The sequence below is a fragment of the Nostoc sp. genome (genome assembly GCF_036917135.1).
Taxonomy (GTDB): Bacteria; Cyanobacteriota; Cyanobacteriia; order Cyanobacteriales; family Nostocaceae; genus Nostoc.
The window spans coordinates 376,339-394,374 of sequence record NZ_JBALEA010000023.1; the positions used below are offsets into that span (position 1 = coordinate 376,339).

At 40.3% G+C, this 18,036-nt stretch carries 17 protein-coding genes; 11 read left to right on the forward strand and 6 right to left on the reverse strand.

Annotated features, from left to right (window positions below; all coding sequences use genetic code 11):
• Positions 1-72: 72 nt before the first annotated feature.
• The 5 genes from V7K50_RS06425 to V7K50_RS06445 all read left to right on the forward strand — a co-directional run bounded on the left by V7K50_RS06425 (position 73) and on the right by V7K50_RS06445 (position 5,878).
• Positions 73-1,059: a hypothetical protein gene (locus V7K50_RS06425; protein WP_334958270.1), complete on the forward strand. Its 987-nt coding sequence runs from the start codon at positions 73-75 to the stop codon at positions 1,057-1,059.
• Positions 1,044-1,979 carry an AAA family ATPase gene (locus V7K50_RS06430; protein ID WP_334958272.1) on the forward strand — a complete coding sequence of 312 codons (936 nt, stop codon included), beginning with the start codon at positions 1,044-1,046 and terminating at the stop codon, positions 1,977-1,979. Before V7K50_RS06425 ends, V7K50_RS06430 begins: the two co-directional genes overlap by 16 nt.
• Positions 1,966-3,348 (forward strand): hypothetical protein, encoded by a 1,383-nt coding sequence (locus V7K50_RS06435; RefSeq protein ID WP_334958274.1) that lies wholly within the window; start codon positions 1,966-1,968, stop codon positions 3,346-3,348. The genes V7K50_RS06430 and V7K50_RS06435 overlap by 14 nt, the downstream gene beginning before the upstream one ends.
• A complete protein-coding gene (locus tag V7K50_RS06440) occupies positions 3,345-4,730 on the forward strand; it encodes an MORN repeat-containing protein (RefSeq protein WP_334958275.1) in 1,386 nt (461 codons plus the stop codon). The genes V7K50_RS06435 and V7K50_RS06440 overlap by 4 nt, the downstream gene beginning before the upstream one ends.
• A gap of 104 nt (positions 4,731-4,834) precedes the next feature.
• Positions 4,835-5,878 (forward strand): caspase family protein, encoded by a 1,044-nt coding sequence (locus V7K50_RS06445; RefSeq protein ID WP_334958277.1) that lies wholly within the window; start codon positions 4,835-4,837, stop codon positions 5,876-5,878.
• Between the two features lie 359 nt (positions 5,879-6,237).
• Here V7K50_RS06445 and V7K50_RS06450 read toward each other — a convergent pair whose 3' ends face one another.
• The 3 genes from V7K50_RS06450 to V7K50_RS06460 form a co-directional block, all read right to left on the reverse strand.
• A complete protein-coding gene (locus tag V7K50_RS06450; RefSeq protein ID WP_334958279.1) occupies positions 6,238-7,326 on the reverse strand; it encodes an aromatic ring-hydroxylating dioxygenase subunit alpha in 1,089 nt (362 codons plus the stop codon).
• A gap of 422 nt (positions 7,327-7,748) precedes the next feature.
• Positions 7,749-8,846: a WD40 repeat domain-containing protein gene (locus tag V7K50_RS06455; protein ID WP_334958281.1), complete on the reverse strand. Its 1,098-nt coding sequence runs from the start codon at positions 8,844-8,846 to the stop codon at positions 7,749-7,751.
• A gap of 122 nt (positions 8,847-8,968) precedes the next feature.
• Positions 8,969-9,535 carry a ferric reductase-like transmembrane domain-containing protein gene (locus V7K50_RS06460; RefSeq protein WP_334958283.1) on the reverse strand — a complete coding sequence of 189 codons (567 nt, stop codon included), beginning with the start codon at positions 9,533-9,535 and terminating at the stop codon, positions 8,969-8,971.
• Between the two features lie 1,215 nt (positions 9,536-10,750).
• On the opposite strand from V7K50_RS06460, the gene V7K50_RS06465 reads away from it, so the two are divergent.
• The 4 genes from V7K50_RS06465 to V7K50_RS06480 are packed head-to-tail and all read left to right on the forward strand — an operon-like array spanning position 10,751 to position 15,532.
• Positions 10,751-11,098 carry a hypothetical protein gene (locus V7K50_RS06465; protein ID WP_334958285.1) on the forward strand — a complete coding sequence of 116 codons (348 nt, stop codon included), beginning with the start codon at positions 10,751-10,753 and terminating at the stop codon, positions 11,096-11,098.
• 25 nt (positions 11,099-11,123) lie between these two features.
• Complete coding sequence (locus V7K50_RS06470) at positions 11,124-13,472, forward strand: hypothetical protein (RefSeq protein WP_334958287.1); 2,349 nt, start codon at positions 11,124-11,126, stop codon at positions 13,470-13,472.
• Entirely contained in the window at positions 13,465-14,124 is a 660-nt protein-coding gene (locus V7K50_RS06475; RefSeq protein ID WP_334958289.1) for an OmpA/MotB family protein, read from the forward strand. The genes V7K50_RS06470 and V7K50_RS06475 overlap by 8 nt, the downstream gene beginning before the upstream one ends.
• Before the next feature lie 4 nt (positions 14,125-14,128).
• Positions 14,129-15,532, forward strand: coding sequence for an EH signature domain-containing protein (locus V7K50_RS06480; protein ID WP_334958290.1), 1,404 nt, complete (start codon positions 14,129-14,131; stop codon positions 15,530-15,532).
• A 6-nt stretch (positions 15,533-15,538) separates the two neighbouring features.
• On the opposite strand, the gene V7K50_RS06485 is transcribed toward V7K50_RS06480, so the two are convergent.
• Together V7K50_RS06485 and V7K50_RS06490 are read right to left on the reverse strand one after the other, a co-directional pair.
• Positions 15,539-15,844, reverse strand: a complete 306-nt coding sequence (locus V7K50_RS06485) for a type II toxin-antitoxin system RelE/ParE family toxin (RefSeq protein ID WP_334958292.1) — start codon at positions 15,842-15,844, stop codon at positions 15,539-15,541.
• A complete protein-coding gene (locus V7K50_RS06490; protein WP_334958294.1) occupies positions 15,844-16,113 on the reverse strand; it encodes a type II toxin-antitoxin system ParD family antitoxin in 270 nt (89 codons plus the stop codon). Before V7K50_RS06490 ends, V7K50_RS06485 begins: the two co-directional genes overlap by 1 nt.
• 46 nt (positions 16,114-16,159) lie before the next feature.
• Here V7K50_RS06490 and V7K50_RS06495 point away from each other — a divergent pair, with 46 nt between their 5' ends.
• Both V7K50_RS06495 and V7K50_RS06500 read left to right on the forward strand, forming a co-directional pair.
• On the forward strand, positions 16,160-16,303 hold the full coding sequence (locus V7K50_RS06495; RefSeq protein WP_334958296.1) for a hypothetical protein: 144 nt from the start codon (positions 16,160-16,162) through the stop codon (positions 16,301-16,303).
• A gap of 331 nt (positions 16,304-16,634) precedes the next feature.
• A complete protein-coding gene (locus V7K50_RS06500; protein WP_334958298.1) occupies positions 16,635-17,357 on the forward strand; it encodes a TerC family protein in 723 nt (240 codons plus the stop codon).
• A gap of 199 nt (positions 17,358-17,556) precedes the next feature.
• Here V7K50_RS06500 and ndk read toward each other — a convergent pair whose 3' ends face one another.
• Positions 17,557-18,006: a nucleoside-diphosphate kinase gene (gene ndk / locus V7K50_RS06505; RefSeq protein ID WP_179064967.1), complete on the reverse strand. Its 450-nt coding sequence runs from the start codon at positions 18,004-18,006 to the stop codon at positions 17,557-17,559.
• Between the last annotated feature and the right edge of the window lie 30 nt (positions 18,007-18,036).

Here is an 18,036-nt window from a genome sequence, read left to right on the forward strand (position 1 = left end):
TAAACCAGATTGGTAGATCGATAATCTGGCTAGTCGTCTTGAGTAAAGATTATTGACTGAAAAAGTACCTGGATGTCCTCTGAGAAGCATCTACAGCACAAACGCCATGCACTACAGGAACATTATGACCTGCTAGCCGAGAAGTTAAAAAGGTTGCGTCGTGATTATGCGATCGCAGCAGATACTCTTATTCGCTTCCAATTAGAAAAGCAAATTGAACAAACTGAAGCTGAACTAAACGAATTGGCTCAACAGTTTGATGATCTGGAACGAGCTTTATCTAGTGGAAGAGTGTATCGTGCTTTGTTGAAATTGGGTTATCGAGAGCAGACGCGAGCATTTCGGAGATTCATTGAGACTCATTCAGTAGGAGCCTTTCTAATCCACGGTTCACCTTATTATGGTCAACGCTGGCTGTTGAATCGGTTAGTGGTACAAAATGTCCCCAATATCATGACGGGAAAGGTTGTGCGAATTGAACTCAGTCGTATTGCTCGGAGAAGTGACAGTGGTGCATTGTGGCGTGAACTTGGTGGTAGAGTTGGTCTGGGTAGGCAAAGCTCAATTCCTGAAATTGCCGAACGAGTTTATCAATGGTGGCTAACTCAGAATGTCCTGTTAATTTTATACGATGTGGATTGTCTTTCGGAAAGTCTTTTACACGATCTGATCCGAGATTTCTGGTTACTATTAGCGACTAAAGTTAAAACGGCTAGCCCGCAAGCGAGTCAATTCAAATTATTAATGTTCCTGGTAGATTATGATGGCTGCGTAGGTAGTTGGAATCTTCCTTTTGTAGAACGGCTCGACCCTACCTGGAAGCCAGATAACCCTATAAAACTACCTGAGATTAATCAATTTTCTGACGATGAACTGACTAACTGGCTAGAGTATGCAGAGGACGAATTGCCGACTAAACTAATAGATCAGTTAGATGAAACAGTAAAAACAATACTGAAAAACAGTGATAATGGCATTCCAGAACACGCTTTGGGCGAAATTTGTCACCTGTCTGGCTGTAATTGGTATGACGAAGAGGAAAAATGGTTAAGGCTGTAGGTGGAAAACTCTTGGAATATACAGGTAAAGTGCAGCCCCAACTAGGAGAAAGGGGGGCGAACGGACAGCTTTTATATCCCTATTTGCCTAATCCTGAATTGCTAGAAGCAGTCAACTTAGCAATTTTTTTGGAACGTCCTTTACTGCTCAAAGGTGAACCGGGATGCGGTAAGACGCAACTTGCAAGTGCAGTTGCCTACGAGCTAGGTTTGAACTTGGAAGCCTGGTATGTCAAATCTACCAGTCGGGCAAGAGATGGCTTGTATAACTACGATGCCGTTGGACGGTTGCGAGATGCCCAGCTAGCTGCTTCTGGTCGGCTGACAGAAGAACAAATCCAGCGAATTGATGACCCAACAACCTATATACGCTGGGGGCCTCTGGGACGGGCATTTCAGCAAGAAAACCGCACTGTCGTACTGATTGATGAAATTGATAAAGCTGACATTGACTTTCCCAACGATCTGCTGCTGGAATTAGATGAGCAGCGATTTATTGTTGAGGAAACAGGTCAGGAAATTGAAGCCAAGGCAGCACCAATTGTTTTAATCACCAGCAATGATGAGAAAGATTTGCCAGATGCATTCTTGCGTCGGTGCTTGTTTCACTATGTTGAATTTCCTAGTCGTGAGCGGTTGATACAGATTGTTAACGCTCTATTTCCTACGTCACCCCAAGCTTTAGTGGATAAAGCTATAGTTCGTTTCATACTGCTACGGGAGGAAATGCGAAAAGATAAAGGGGAGGCTGGCAAGAAAGTCAGCACTAGTGAATTAATTGACTGGTTTCGCATCCTGCGTCGTTATCCTCAAGATGAGGCTCTGGCAAAACTGGATGGCAAGATACCTTATGCTGGCGTGTTGCTGAAAAGTTGGGATGACCATATACGCTACTTGAGACAGAGCCGTGGACGTGAATGATTTGCCTTTACTGGAACTGTTCACTAAGCTGCGCGAAGCTGGCTTACCACTAGGTATTGATGAGTATCAGTTAGTTTTACAGGCTATGCAAGCTGGCTTTGGAATTAATGACCAAGCTGCTTTGAAGCGTCTGTGTCAGACTTTGTGGGTCAAATCTACAGAGGAAATGCAGTTATTTGAGTATCACTTTGAGCAAGTGATGGGCAGTAAAGCTGTCTCGTCAATGTCGCAAATATTAGTTATCCAATCTCAGCAGTCAAAGATTTCTCAGATTGCTTACTATACAATGCTAGGGATTTTCGGAATTGCATTTGTCTTGGGTTTTGCATTTAGTTTACAAAAGCCAATTAATACACAAAACTCACCTTCACCACAGCCATCTGAAACACAAAAGCCATCTGCAACAGCACAGCCAAATAGTACACAAAGTATCAAGGAAATCCAACCAGATTTTATTGCTTGGAGTGTGCTATCAATTATGCGCTTGAGTTTTGTATATATATGTTTAAGAACAGCAGCTCAATTCAAAGTAGAAAAAAAGCTCACTGATCACCGTACTTCCCTGGCTAAAAGAACTACTAGCTCAATTACTTCATCTCTTCCTGCAAAATTGACACAAACAATAGAAGATGAGGTACAAGTTGCTCAAGTTGTACTGCAAGCTACCAGCAGAAGTGAAGAAATCGCTTACAGACGTTTCATCTTCAACACCGAGTATTTTCCTGTAACTGAGCGGCAAATGAAACAGATTTGGCGCTACTTACGCCGTCCAGTACGTGAGGGTCTACAGACAGAGTTAGATGTAGAAGCAACGGTCAACCAAATTGGACGCCAAGGTTTACTCCTGGAACCTGTATTGCTACCACGTCTAATAAATCGGGCGGAATTGCTGTTATTAATTGATCAGGATGGCTCAATGGTTCCTTTTCACGAGCTGTCGCGTCGTTTGGCAGAAACAGCTTGGCGTGGAGGTCGTTTAGGCAAAGCTGGCATTTACTACTTTCACAATTGCCCTGTTGAATACCTTTATCATGACCCCAATCATCAAGAAACAGAGTTAGTCAGTGATATCATTACTCATGTTTGCTCTAACCGGACGGCTGTATTAATTTTTAGCGATGGTGGTGCTGCCCGTGGCGGTTATAGCGAGGAACGTTACGAATTAACTAAAAAATTTCTTGCCCAACTGCAACAAAAAGTACGTTACATTGCTTGGCTAAATCCAATGCCAAAAAAGCGTTGGCTGGGTACAACATCTGAAGAAATTGCCCATCTTGTCCCAATGTTTGAAGTCAGCCGCCGGGGTTTACAGGATGCTATAGGTGTGTTGCATGGACGCCCAACAAACTTTGAGGGGCGGAGAATATGAGTAGAATCAGACCTGAAGTTGCCAACCGACACATAGAGTCTTTTGCAAAACGTTTTGGAATACCGCACCTGTATTTGGCGTATCATGCGGCTTTTCCCTTAGCACTTACACCTAATCTACTATACCGTCTGTGGGCTAACTTTCAACGGGATATTCATGCTGAAATACTAGGCATCCCCTGGATAGCTGTAGGGGATCTGCTGCTTTCTGGCCTATGCGATGAAGTTGGGTATGAACTCTATGAGATGAATGTGGTAGTGCGAAATCTGCTACTAAAACGATTACAGGAAGATGAAAAGTTTGGTCAACAGAGGATTAATGAACTGTCGGATTTTTTGCTGGATTATGTAAGGCAGGAACTTCATAGTGATGATCCTGATATTAAAGACTTTGCCCAAGCTCAACAGTGGACGGCTCTAGCATACACACGACCTAGTGAAGCAGCGCGTGAAATAGCATTAGCATTCTTGAAATTGGATCAAAAAGATACAGGGGAACTAATACGAATGGCATCATTGACGGAAACATTTACCGAGCCATTGGCTGAATTCCAGAAACTAGTGATTTACGCCCGTGGGATGGAAAAGTTTGCTCGTGGTAACTTGGAGGCTGCAAAAGCTGAACTTGCCAAGATATTGGAAGGAGGAAAACAGATACAAGTTGCCGGAGTCAGTTTACCTATTCCTATACAGATTAAGGTAAAACTTCAAAATAATCTGCCCCCATATCCTTATCTTATAAAGCTCAAGAATATCATATTGATACCTTGTCAACAACTTGCTTTTGTTTTTATTCAAGGCTTAACAATTTTAAGAGGGTGGCGATGGCAATCTAATCAGAAAGTTTTAGCTGGAACTGTAATCGGAATAGGAGTAGTGACAGTGGTTGGATTATCCTATTTTTCCAAACAGCAATCTCCCCAAATAACTGAAAATACTGAACAATTTACTTCACTACCTTGCAGTTCGGAACTAACTTCACTTCCTTCAACTAGAAAACCCGATATAAAGTATCCAGATGGTACTGAATATTATGGGGATAAAGATAAAAATAATAACCCCTTTGGTAAGGGAGTAATGAAATTTAAGGATGGTACTCGATACGATGGACTATTCGACAAGAGTAAGCGCAATGGTTGCGGCGTATTATTATATACCCCAAGCACCTATTTTCTCCGTAAAGATTATGTAGGTCAATTTGTCAATGATCAATTTGAGGGGCTAGGAAAACTTAGATGGAAAGATGGTCGTGAGTATCGAGGCAATTTTAAAGCTGGGAACTGTGAAGGGCAAGGAATATTTCAATCCGCAGATGGATCTTCTAAAAGTGGAATTTGGCAGAAGGGAGAACTGCCAGGAAGCAATTTATCATGTAATATATAATATTTTATTAATTTGCAGAGTTTAAAAAAATTTAGCTTATTTTGATGTTACTGAATTAGTCACATCTAATGACAAAACACTGCAATAAAATTTGAAGATAAGGCATGACAAACCAAACTTTTACCAACGGTTATGCATTACTTATTGGCGTAGGTGCTGATTTACCAGTCACAGTCAAAGATGCAACGGCTATAGGAGATATACTGATTGATAGCGATCGCGCTGCCTATCCACCAGAGCAAGTCACACTGCTAACCGAAACCTCTGCAACTCGGCAAAATATCCTCGCAGCTTTTGACCAAATCATCGCCCAGGTTAATCAAAATCCTGATGCAACTGTGATCATTTACTACTCTGGTCACGGTGGACGCATCCAGCGCACCAATGAATACTTCCTTGTACCATTCGGTTATGACCCCAGTCAACGCGCAGACACAGCCATCTCAGGTGGAGAATTTACCCAAAAGATTGAAGCAATTACAGCGCGTAAACTCGTAGTTTTATTAGATTGCTGTCATGCAAGTGGGGTTCCAGCTTTGAAGGAACCAGGGGAAACCTTTGTAAAATCACCCTTACCGCCGGAACTGTTAAATGTGCTAGGAACAGGAAGCGGTCGAGTTGTGGTTGCTTCTTCGCGAGAAGACGAATATTCTTACACGGGTCAACCCTATAGTGCTTTTACAGATTGCTTGGTGGAAGCCTTGCAAGGTAAAGCAGCCGTGAATAAGGATGGATATGCACGTATTCTTGATATTTTAGTTTACTTGTTTGACCAAGTGCCAAAAAGAGCATCAGGGCCGCAGCACCCGTTTGTAAATAAAGTGCTGGATTTGGGCGATAATTTTCCCCTTTGCTATTACGCTGGTGGAAGTAAATTTTTATCTGGTGAAGCAGCAACTATTGAAACTAGTCCGCCTGCTACTAGTTTAACTGCTGGACAACGACGGCGATCGCAACAAAAACTAGACGCACTTCAGGCAGAATTTGACATCCGTAGCGAGAAGTTTAAGCAGATGAAAAAAGCTGTAGCTATTGAGGCTGGTACGGCAGTCAAGTTTCAATTAGAACAGCAGCTTCTTGATGAAGAGGCAAAACTGGCATATCTCAGCGATGAACTGGATAAAATTGAGTCTGCATTGCAATCATAATATTTATCTAAATATACAGTTATTTGGCGTATGGAAATCAAGATTTTTCCACCCAGAAAACAATAAAAATAGAGATATTCAGTTAATTGGTGTTTGTTTATACTATTTCAAATTTTTGTAGTCGTTATACTCATGACTTAGGTTCTACCTGGGAATTAGGAAGTGGCTTTGCCACTTCTTTTTATTGATCTGGTAGCCTACTAAAAAATAAATAAAAAGTTAAAAGTAATTTCGTTGAACTTTTAACTTTTATTTAGTTATGACAGCAATTTGCAACTAAATGAAGTAAAATGCTTTATTCTGAAAGCCAGATATAAAGACTTTTTCTACTCGTGACTCCTGAATTCTGACTCCTGATATTAGTCATTACTCATTGTATCTTCCCATCTCTCGCGCTTGGGCTTGTTCTCTACATCGCGCGATCGCGCTTCTTGCCAAGTCCCCCACATTAGGGATTGCTGTTTTTCAAGATGGTTAATAAATTGGATTATTGACTGATCTGCTTTCATGGGAGTTTTCAAATCAAACTTAATTGTTTGGACAACCTTGATATCACCCATGAGAAAAAACTTACCTGCAATCTTAGTTAGCCATAGCACAATTCGATTACATAACCAACCAAAAAATCCTTTACGTTTTTTAGTTATCAACAGGATTTGACCCTCAGTTTTTCCCTCTTCATGGAGGCGAACTGCAAACATGATATGGACATGGAAGAAATCAAGTCCAACTGTCATAATCTCAAGGCTACCGTACCAATAGCAAATACTGTAAGTTATGGTATTTTTGTAGAAAAGACGGATGAGCTTAATGAAAAATGAATTTTCTTTGATGGGTGTAATGTTGTTGAAGATAATAGCATTTTCGTTCAGTTCCAGTCTTTCAAAAACAACTTCTATTGGGAGTTTGTGAACTGTATTGAGGTGTTGAGCATCAATCGCATTAATCATCACCACATTGGGGTGACAGTTCATCACAAAGTGAGAATGGATGGCCACATCGCACTCTTTTTGTTCCAACTCTGGAACAAAAGGTAGAGGTTGTTGTGGTATTTCTCCAGTCCAAACCCAAATCATCCCGTACTTTTCAGCAGTTGGCCAAGTTTGTAACTTCACAGAGAGGGTTGTATCTAAACATGGGATATCAATACACATCCCTTCAGCATCAAACTTCCAGTGATGGAAAAAACAACGTAGTGCATTACCCTCAACTTTGCCTTCAGCAAGATGAGCGCCCATGTGTGGACAGTAGGCATCAAAGGTAACTACTCTTTTGTCTTTACCACGGTAAATCACTAATTCTCTACCCAAAATCGTGACAGGTTTTACTTCACCCACCCGTAGATTTTGAGAGGGTATTACCCAATACCATCCCTCAATAAAACGCTCTGGATTATTAAAATTTTTAGGTTTACGGGTTGAGCTAAAAGTCTGCGAGTTGAGATTCATTTTTGTGGTTTCACTTGAAGTGAAGCAGTTGATCTAGAAGTAACATGGGAACTAAAAAAAAACAGTTACTTTCAGTACTATGAGAAACAGTTACCCAATAAATGGATGAAAAGTAGAAGGTAAAACATTGAAAAAATATTATTAAAAATGTCAAAATTATGCCAATTCAATATCTGCTAAATTGTCAAATATCCATTTGTAATAGATGTTTGACAATTTAAAACTTAGTAGAATCTCTAATTAGATAAAAATTTCAACTACTGATGCCAATATTTTGCTAAAGTCTCAAAGGAATTAATAATTAGTAAAATATGTAAGAATAATTACAATAGAAAAAGAGACGTAGCACTGCTACGTCTCTACAAGGGTTCTGGCTAAAGTCCCCCTTTTTAAGGGAGATTTAGGGGGATCTAAACGTTTTTTTACCGAGAAGAGGACTTTTCAAACAACCTCTTAGACGAGTTTTTCTTGAAGTCCAGCCTGGAAACTTTAGTGGTATCACGAGGTACAGACCAAAGTTTGATGGTTTCGTCACCACTGCCACTTACTAGGGTTTTCCCATTAGGACTGAAGGCCACAGACCATACAGATTTGGTATGTCCTGCAAAGTTGGCAAACTCTTTACCAGTAGCTAAATCCCAGAGTTTGATTGTTGTGTCATAACTACCACTGGCTAAGGTCTGTCCATTAGGACTAAAAGCAACAGACCAGACGGCATGAGAATGCCCTGCTAAAGTGTGCAACAATTTGCGATCGCTCACTCGCCACAGCTTGATGGTTTTATCCATACTACCACTGGCAAGAGTTTGCCCATCAGGACTGAAGGCAATAGAACATACTGCTTGGGAATGACCTGTGAGAGTCTGTATAAGTATCGGATTACCAGTGTTTAGCTGCCAAATTCTGATGGAGTTATCTCTACCACCGCTTGCTAACTTCTGACTATCGGGGCTAAAAGCAACAGACTTTACCCAGCCTACATCCGGGAGCGTCAAGAGTTCTTTGCCTGTTTCTAGATTCCAGAGTTTAATGGTATTATCAGCACTGCTACTAGCAAGCAATTTTCCATTGGGACTTATAGCGATCGCTTCTACATCGTCTTTATGTCCATCAAGGGTAGCTATAAGACTTCCTGTTTCCAGATTCCACAGTTTAATTCGATTATCCCAGCTGCCACTAACAAGTACACGCTGATCGGGGCTAATGGCTAAGGATACAACTGCATCAGCATGACCTTTAAAGCTGTGGAGTAATTTGCCAGTATGCAGATTCCAAATCTTGATCGTGCCATCATAGCTACCACTAGCTAAAGTATTACCATCTGGACTGATAGCGATCGCATAAATCCAGGTTGAATGTCCTTTGAGAGTTTGATCAGGTTGAATAATTGGCAAGGCCATAACCCCAGCTGTGACTGTCTGGGATGGTAATAGTAAACGATAAGAGCCAAACCCAGCCAAGGTTACTGTAGATGTAATTGCCAGTAATACTGTAATTTTATTAACAATTATCTTTGACACTATAGAGCGACTCTCAATTTACATAATTTGGGCGGCAAATAATATGAGAAGGCAGAAGAAAATAAAGCTTGTTTTAGCTTTTTTAACTAATTAGTTACTTCTGCTATGTTGTACTAATGAAACTATCTAACGCCTTTTCCGACTAAATCTGCTTTAGCTACGTTAGCTGCATTTTTTTGTTGCTTACTCTGGTATTCAATCCAAAGTCGGATCACAAATAAAACTGTGATGATGGTAATAGCAGCAAGGCTAATTGGTGTTAAATACGTCCAATGACCCGACATTTTATCCCAGATATGCCAAATCAAAACAACCATAGCTACATAAGTGAGCTTATGTAATTGCTTCCAGTTCTTTTTCAGCTTTTTTATACTCCAATTATTAGAAGTTATAGAGAGGAGTGTAAAAATAATGAAAGTGCTTACACCCTGGATATATATCCAAAATGTTTTGATGTCAAAAAAATCAAAATTTCTCTTTTGAACCATTAGGAAACCATGACCTAAAGCCAAAAAGAAAGCTATAAGACCAATAACCCGGCGGCGTTTTAGCAGCCATTGGGGAATACCAGTCTCTTTTGTCTGAGGAAAAACAATTCTGAGAATTGTGGGAAGTAATGTGGCTATATAACTAGCTAATGCTAGAAAACCAATAATATTAGGCAGGGGTGATTCATCCATTGAAATCATGATTAATTCCTACGAATAAGATTTTTGATGATAGAAACTACAGGTATAAATAATGAAATAACAAGTTCAACTCATCCTCATGTTAATAGCAGATGAGCTAGGCACTTTAGTCCGTAAAGTCAAGCCTATATATTTATCAGAGGCTGATTCACAATTTACGCAATTTTCACAAATTAATTTACAATTATCCCTAAAGCCACCTACCAGTAAATAAATAGATATCTGGTGAAAAAGAGACGTAGCACTGCTACGTCTCTACAAGGGTTCTGGATAACGCATATATAAATTTGGTCGATGTTTAATGGGACTGACAAGAAATAAATTATCCATTTTGTGGGGTGGGCATCCTGCCCGCCCTAAATCTGGGACGGGTGGGGACACCCATTCCACAAGAAAATTTGGGATGTTTTTTTATTTGTCAGTCCCAATATTTATAGCCGACCCTTCTCTTGAGGTCGAGGCTATTTACATTTATTCTTCACGTTGAAGGATTCATAAGATAGTTTGAGCATTTGTTGCAAAGGTTAAATATTTTCTTATAGATGCTGAAGCAATTGTTACTCGCGTTCAAGCATTTATAAGAAACGTTTAAGCATTTGTTGCAAAGGTTAAATATTTTCTTATGAATGTTGAAGCAGTTGTTACCCACGTTAAACCATGTATAAAAAACGTTTAAGCATTTGTTGCAAACATTAAATATTTTCTTATAAATGTTGAAGCAATTGTTACTCACGTTAAAACTTTGGTTAATAACATTAAAAGTTTTCGCTGACAGCGTAAACCTAACTTTCAGTTTTAGTGGTGTGGCAAGGCTAAAATAGTGCAATAGATTTTTGAGAAAATTGAGATAAATCAACGCTTTCTGCTTTTTTCTTAATGGACACATTTAGTCTTGTCACGCCAGTAGGGTGTGTTACGGCTTCCGTAACGCACCATTTCAGGTTTTCGGTGCATTACGCTACAGTGCTTCCGGCTATTATGCAATACGATTTTCGTCTTGCCCCTCTCCTATCATAGATTTCAGCTTTGAGGATGTACCTCATAGCCGCCGGAAGTGCTGTAAGGCGGTAACACCCTCTATACTTTTTCAACACCCAAAGAGCAGTCTGACATCAAAAATTACTTTTATCAATATAACTTTAGCAAAAAAGTTAAATAAGTTTCGATTTTGGGAACTATAGACCTATTAAATCTCAGGTAAGTAGGTCAAAAGCATTGATTAATGAATCTGCGGAACTTTTGTATCCCTCTGTGGAGAAATTGGTTAACGAGATTGTGGCAGTTAACCACGCTTGGAAAGTAGCTCGTGAATTATTTGGACAAGATTCACCGCTATCTACTTCTTCGCAGGATTTAAAAACCTGTTTGCAGGTGCGTTTATTGCGAAGCTATGCACCAAAACAGGTTTATTTAATTGAGGATAAAAAATCAGAAGGTGAGCCACTTTACAGCTTATGCCTCCGGGAACCTATAGGAAACCGCCTGTATGCAGAACATCTCCCAATACGGATAGCTGAAGAAGTTCTTACCGATAAAGAATTAAAGCAATTCAAAAACATATAACCAAGATAAACAAGAGGGGTGCAACGTGGAAATAGCAAAAGTTTGGAACATTGTTTGGCATAACGAACCTTTTCATTGGGCAGTTGCTTTTGTGTTGGTAGTCGCAATCATTGTCGAGTTTTGTACGTTATTGCAGTATTGGCTCTCAGAGTGTGGCACAACTGAAGCCGCGATTAAATTTTTGAATAATTTTAAAAAGGGGAAAAATGTCAAGCTTTCAAACAAAGTTCACCCCTGGTTAAAAGAGCATTTAGGAACTGATGACTCTAATAAATTCAGACAACAAGATAGTAATTTCATATTTATAAAGTATCCATCTGTCTTAGCTCACCCAATACCTCGTAGTTCCCTACGCTTCGTGACAACCTTGTGTACTGCCATTGGTCTTTTAGGAACCTTTTATGGTATACAACAGGGACTCCAAGGAATCAATTTATCTACAGAAGATACCAAAGAACTGATAACTGCTAGTAAAGAGCTACTGGTGGGAATGAAAACAGCTTTTTCTACTTCCATGATGGGGCTTGGTTCTGGTAGCTTGTTTACTCTAGTTTTGTTTGGGTGTGATTCGCTACGGCAGAAACGGCGTGATAGTTTGCGTCAGAAATTGAAGGCGATCGCAACTTTAAAAACAACAGACAATAACAATGGTGATCTAGTTGAGGCATTTATCCGTGTAGGAAATAGTTTGTCAGGGTTAAACCAACTGAGTGCTGAAGCCATTGGTAAATCTGTAGGTAAGAGTATAACAGAACAGTTCGCCGGGTTAAATCAACTGAGTGCTGAAGCCATTGGTAAATCTGTGGGTAACAGTATAGCAGAACAGTTCGACGGGTTAAATCAATTATCAGCCCAAGCTATTGGTCTAGCTGTGCGTCAGCAGATATTTCCAGCTTTAGAAGCCATTTTCAAAGAGCAGAAACACCTCCGGGAACTCCAAGAAAATCAGGGACAGAGAGTTTTAGAAGAACTCATTAAGGATATGCGAGTTCAAGTACTCGAACCGATTGCAGATCGACTAGATAAAAGTGCAGAGTTAACCCAACAAGCTTCTGAAGCTGTGCTGACTCTGCATAGAGAATTGGGTGGTATATCTCAAAGTTTGGCAAGTTCCATCCTGACAATTCAGAACTTTCAAAAAGAAACTTTGGTAGAACTCAAAGTATTCGCTAACCACCTGGGATACACTCTCAATCAATTCCAAACAGATACAAAAGGTGTTTTACAACAAACAGCCGACGAAATTAATCGAGCTGTAGATCAGAGTATCCAGGGAATGACAGCTCAGCGAAGTGCTTTTGAAGCAAGTGCAGTGCAAGCTGCTGCTACTTTCCGAGGCATTCGAGAGGAACTGCAAACAGCACTTCAAGAACGTGCAGCAGTAGAACAGCAGATGCTTCAAGGATTTGCTAACAATATGGGGCAAACTTTGAGTCAATTCCAAACTGAAACTACGGGAGTTATACAACAAACATCTCACGAAATTAATCGAGGTGTAGCTCAAAGTATCGAAGGAATGACAGCCCAACGAAGTGCTTTTGAAGCAAGTGCAGTGCAAGCTGCTGCTACCTTCCGAGGAATCCGAGAGGAACTGCAAACAGCACTACAAGAACGCGCAATAGTAGAACAGGAGACGCTTCAAGCTACTCGGACTGGAATTATTCATATTCTCACCGAAGCAAATAGAACTTTTCATCAGCAAACTAATACTCTAAAAACAGTGGGTGATCAAGCCTCTGGATTGATGAATGGTGCGAAGGATAATCTTCTGGCTACTTTAGGAAATATCGACACAACACTCACAGCTACCCGCCAAACAGTAGAGGAAGATTTGACAAGATTTAGGGAAGAATATCAAACGAATTTACAGATGTTTTTTCAAGAACAAAACAACTTACTTGAGGGGACACTAGGCAGACAACAAGAAGGATTATCTGGGGTTGTGAACAATCTTGATCAAGTCTTCAGAGAGGAATTTGAAAGACGTAGTATCTTGACTCAAGAAGTAGACGGAAGTATGACTACAATTCAGAGGTCTGTCGAACAAATTAACAGATTAGTTATTGCGGCTGGATTAAACGATTCACAACGACTAATACAACTAGCAAATCTTACTACTGATATTGCCAAGCAAGTGAACATAGTTGACAAGTCATACAGAAATTTGAATGAAAAATTTGACAATAGCCTTCAGTCTTGGCAGGGTCATCTTGAAGTTTCTATGCAAAGGACTGTTGACTCACAGTTAAACTTTTTCCAGCAAGCAGATACTTCTATGTCTAGAGTTTGCGGACGTTTACTACAGACAGCAGAAGTGCTGGCTGCTGCACATGATAACCGCCAATTTGTTAATGGTGGAAGCAATCATGGATAATTTTATCAGAGGTGAAATTGATGCAGAGATTATAGAGGATGATGACTCTAGTATCTATCTGTCTATTGCTGATATGATGTCTAGTTTACTCATGTTTTTTGCGTTGCTATTTATCACTACACTACTCCAGCTTGCACAAAAGGATGCACCAAAACGGGTAGTAATTGGTAATGTTGTGGGACAGATGAAAAGTAACAATATCAATGTTAAAGTCAACCCAGAAACTGGTGATATCAGTATCCAAGAATCAATTCTTTTTGCCAAGGGAAGTACAGAACTTAAACCAGAAGGGAAAGCCTTTCTACGCCGATTTGTTCCTGTTTACAGTGGTGTTATTTTCTCAAAACCAGAATTTGATAAGGAAATTAGCCGCGTAGTTATAGAAGGTCACACTAGCTCCGATGGAGACGAAAAAACCAATCTACAACTAAGTTTGTTGCGATCAGCATCAGTTTATAACTACATTTTTTATGATATGAATTTCCCTACCAAAGCACCTTTAAGCCAGAAAATATTAGCTGCTGGGCGTGGAGAAATCGAATCTGACAAGAAACGTGATAATCCAGGCGATCGCAAGGTAGTTTTCCGCTTTCAGTTTCGTAGTGATGAGTTAAAAAAAGATATCGTCAAAACCTCTCTTGAAAGGAGCTAAAACATTGAATTCTCAGTTTTCCATTCCTTCCCTACCTGAAACTCCCCAGTGTAGTCCTAATCAACTTATTAAAATTGCAAGTAACTTACCAGATGCAACAATATCAATACCAAGTGTTGATAAAGTATTGGAAGCTATTGAACAGGGTAAAGCCGATCAACTAAGTAAGTTGGACTGGATTTACTGCATCTATGCTAAAGCACAGTGGGATCAGCAAAATCTTGACCGATCCAGGAAAATATCAGCAGCCATTTGGAAGGTAGCAATTTCTAACTCATGGTTGCAACATCAGCTATTGTGGCGTTTAGCTCTTTATTATGGTGATTGGCAAGAACAGGTGTTAGCACAGTCTTTAGCTGAATCTTTTGATATCTTTGCTAATTCAGTTAGTCACCTGCTACCATTTCAAATTATTCGGGCATTTCGCAGTACACAAGCAGGTATAGAATTAGCAAAAATTGCTTGTGAACAGCGTGTTAATCGAACTGAATTACTAAACATAATCAAAGAAGATTTACCTATTTGGATTCCATTATTCAGCAAATTTATAGAAGAGATAATCCCCTATTTTACTACAATTCGCTCTCCAAATCAGCAGCAAGTTAGATGGCTGTTAAGTTGTTTGGATGAAATGTCAGAGAGTCAGCAAATAAAAGCTGTTAATTATTTGCTAACTAATGTTTCCAATGATATAGCAAGCAATCATCCTGTACTGATTGATTGGTTGAAACACAACTATAGAAATGGTGAAAATTGGTATAAACTTTCAGATCCAGCAAGGCAAAGACTTAGAGAGTGGATTGGAGGTATTAATTATGGTGATTTCCAAAAGTTAGTAAATCTAATATTGAACAAGCTCGATTTACCAGACTTCGAGGCAAATCGGCTATGTAGTCGCAGGGACTTTTGGGCTAGTTACAGTAACCGCTTTGAACGGCTTCGCATCTTGTTACCCAAGACATCACAAATTGCCATAGGGTATCAAATCCAAAATGATGTTGATCTGTTAGAGGATGATGGTAGCGACCCGACAGAAGTCTGTATATTTGATTTTGGTGAGTGGTTTGTAGTCGAATTCTTTCGTGGAAGAGGTGGTGAGACGCGTCTGTTTCCTAAAAATTCCAAAAATCAGCAAATCCTTTTTGGTGAATCAACACTTTCAGTCAAACGTATTCGCTGTCTAGGTGGCGATAAGCACGATCATGTCTTTCTTTGGCAGGTATTTTCCCGCATCTGGCTTGCAAATAATGGAATTTTGCCTAATCCACATACCCACCCTTCCAGAAACCCTACAACATCTCAATTACAAGACCGAGAAAACAGGCTTGAGCGGTGGAAAGGAGAAATTGAATATCTAGAACGGGAAGCTAAAGCCTACTGTAAGAAGATTTGTTTTTTAATAGAGTGAAAATTATTAACTTAAATCATCATCTAAAAACAGCGTCTCTAAATCACGATAGCCACTCACTATCCGTACAACTTCAATCCCCTCTGCAATTGGGCGATAAAATATCAAATAATCATCAACTGGAAAGCTACGCAACGCAGGTAAAAGCTCATCCCGTCTACGTCCCATACTGGCAAACTGTGCTAATATATCAAACTTTTGAGTGATGATTGTGAGAAATCTATCTGCGATATCTGGATTTCCAGCAAACAGGTAATCGTTAATTTCTTGTAAGTCTTGGGTAGCTTGAGGCGATAGAAAATATAAACTCATTATTGCCCCTGAGTCTTTCTCAAAGCTTGGTTTTTTTGACGCAGTTGCTCGATTACTTCTCTACCGTCGAGTCGTTCTCCGCGATCGAGTTGCTCAACCCCGATCGCAATTTCTCTTTGCAGTTCCTCAAACCGACCCTTGTAAATACGTTCCCGTTCCTCCAACAGCTTAATACCTGCAAGAATCACTTCCTCATTTGAGTTGTACTTCCCGCTTGCAACCTGACTTTGAATGAACTGCTCAAGCTCGGTCGTTAAGGAAATATTCATAAGCTATTACCATATTTTTGTTCTCATCTTCTAATTTTAGATGCGTATGGACAGCAGCCCATTGCGATCGCACTCACTAAATCTTAAAACCTTGGCTGTATTGACTTATACGCCAATTACCCCACTCGCACTGCGATCGCACCCATTGAACCTTCTTCAAAATGCACCACAAATTGTTAGAGTGAATTAGGACTTCCAACAAATAAGGTGATTTCCGAGAAAGAAAATACCTGTGTTGGCGAGTTTCGACTTCGCTCAACTCTCGATCTCTCAGTTGGTTGAGCGAAGTCGAAACCAACGGCGGCGGTATATTTATTCCTGTAAATCGCCTAAATACCCAATCTTGTGGGGTGGGCAACATGAGCGCCCATATACAAGGGCGGGCGAGACGCCCACCCCACAAGAAGTAGTTGAGTATTTTTTTATTTGTCAGTCCCTTGGAGTAGCAATTTATTGCGCTTTTTAACATGAAAATCTCTGTTTCTGTCAAATTTTAATTTTTTCTGCTTGAGAAACCCGGAATGCTAGACCAAATTTTTGATAACCTCAACTTTCATTTCAGCGTTGAAGCCCCGATAGTTCTGCTGATCCTGATATTTTTAGAGGCGGTGTTATCTGCCGACAACGCGATTGCTCTGGCTGCGATCGCTCAAGGGCTTGAAGACAAAGAACTTGAGCGTAAGGCCCTCAACTTTGGTTTGGTCGTTGCCTACGTGCTGCGAATCACCCTGATTTTAACTGCCACCTGGGTACAACAATTCTGGCAATTTGAATTATTGGGTGCTGCTTACCTGTTGTGGTTGGTATTCCAACACTTTACATCTCAACAAAGTGAAGACGATCGCCATCACGAGCCGCGTTTTAGTTCGTTGTTACAAGCTATACCCGTGATTGCATTTACAGATTTGGCATTTTCTTTGGATAGCGTGACAACTGCGATCGCAGTTTCTCAAGAAAAATGGCTGGTGCTGACGGGTGCAACAGTTGGTATTATTACGCTGCGATTCATGGCGGGATTGTTTATCCGTTGGCTAGACGAATTTGAAAACCTAGAAGATGCAGGTTATGTAACTGTAGCCTTGGTGGGCTTGCGGTTGTTGTTAAAAGTGGTGAACGATGATCTAGTTCCACCAGAATGGATCATGATTCCTGCCATCTTCCTAATTTTAGGCTGGGGATTTTCCAAACGTGTTAGCACTGAATTACCCCAAGTAGAACCGGAAAAGAGTGAAGTCTCGAAGTGAGAAGTGAGGAGTTATTAGTTAACGCAATGTGTAACTTAATATTCTGACCTCTCTCCAAACCTCTCTCCTAAAAGGAGAGAGGCTTTGATTTTTCCCCCTTCCCTCATAGGGAAGGGGACTAGGGGGTTAGGTTTGACTAAAAGTTGCAGACGACGTTAGTTATTAATTTTTAACTCCCCACTCCCCACTCCCTAATGTTTTACTCGTGCAACCAAGGCGTTAAGTGTGGTTGCCAACTTACCAATTCTTCATCCTTAAACCATAGGGCTATTTCCTGTTGCGCGGTTTCTGGAGCATCAGAACCGTGGATTAAGTTGCGACCAATATTCAGACCAAAATCGCCGCGAATCGTTCCTGGCTCTGCTGTTAAGGGGTTTGTTGCACCAATAATCTTTCTGGCAGATGCAATGACACCATCACCTTCCCATACCATCGCCACCACTGGGCTAGAAGTGATAAATTCTACTAGACCACCAAAAAATGGACGTTCCCGGTGAACCCCATAGTGTTGTTCGGCCAATTCCCGACTGACTTTCAAGAACTTTAAACCAACTAGGGTAAAACCTTTAGTTTCAAAGCGACGGATAATTTCCCCCACTAATCCCCGTTGTACTCCATCTGGCTTAATTGCTAAGAATGTACGTTCCAAAGCTATCTCCAAAAACTTAATGAATTTTTT

What these genes read in the sequence shown, in the direction of transcription:
- V7K50_RS06425 (WP_334958270.1), top strand. Translation starts at nt 73, where the DNA reads ATGTCCTCTGAGAAGCATCTACAGCACAAACGCCATGCACTACAGGAA.
- V7K50_RS06430 (WP_334958272.1), top strand. Translation starts at nt 1,044, where the DNA reads ATGGTTAAGGCTGTAGGTGGAAAACTCTTGGAATATACAGGTAAAGTG.
- V7K50_RS06440 (WP_334958275.1), top strand. Translation starts at nt 3,345, where the DNA reads ATGAGTAGAATCAGACCTGAAGTTGCCAACCGACACATAGAGTCTTTT.
- V7K50_RS06445 (WP_334958277.1), top strand. Translation starts at nt 4,835, where the DNA reads ATGACAAACCAAACTTTTACCAACGGTTATGCATTACTTATTGGCGTA.
- V7K50_RS06450 (WP_334958279.1), bottom strand. Translation starts at nt 7,326, where the DNA reads ATGAATCTCAACTCGCAGACTTTTAGCTCAACCCGTAAACCTAAAAAT.
- V7K50_RS06460 (WP_334958283.1), bottom strand. Translation starts at nt 9,535, where the DNA reads ATGATTTCAATGGATGAATCACCCCTGCCTAATATTATTGGTTTTCTA.
- V7K50_RS06475 (WP_334958289.1), top strand. Translation starts at nt 13,465, where the DNA reads ATGGATAATTTTATCAGAGGTGAAATTGATGCAGAGATTATAGAGGAT.
- V7K50_RS06485 (WP_334958292.1), bottom strand. Translation starts at nt 15,844, where the DNA reads ATGAGTTTATATTTTCTATCGCCTCAAGCTACCCAAGACTTACAAGAA.
- V7K50_RS06490 (WP_334958294.1), bottom strand. Translation starts at nt 16,113, where the DNA reads ATGAATATTTCCTTAACGACCGAGCTTGAGCAGTTCATTCAAAGTCAG.
- V7K50_RS06495 (WP_334958296.1), top strand. Translation starts at nt 16,160, where the DNA reads ATGGACAGCAGCCCATTGCGATCGCACTCACTAAATCTTAAAACCTTG.
- V7K50_RS06500 (WP_334958298.1), top strand. Translation starts at nt 16,635, where the DNA reads ATGCTAGACCAAATTTTTGATAACCTCAACTTTCATTTCAGCGTTGAA.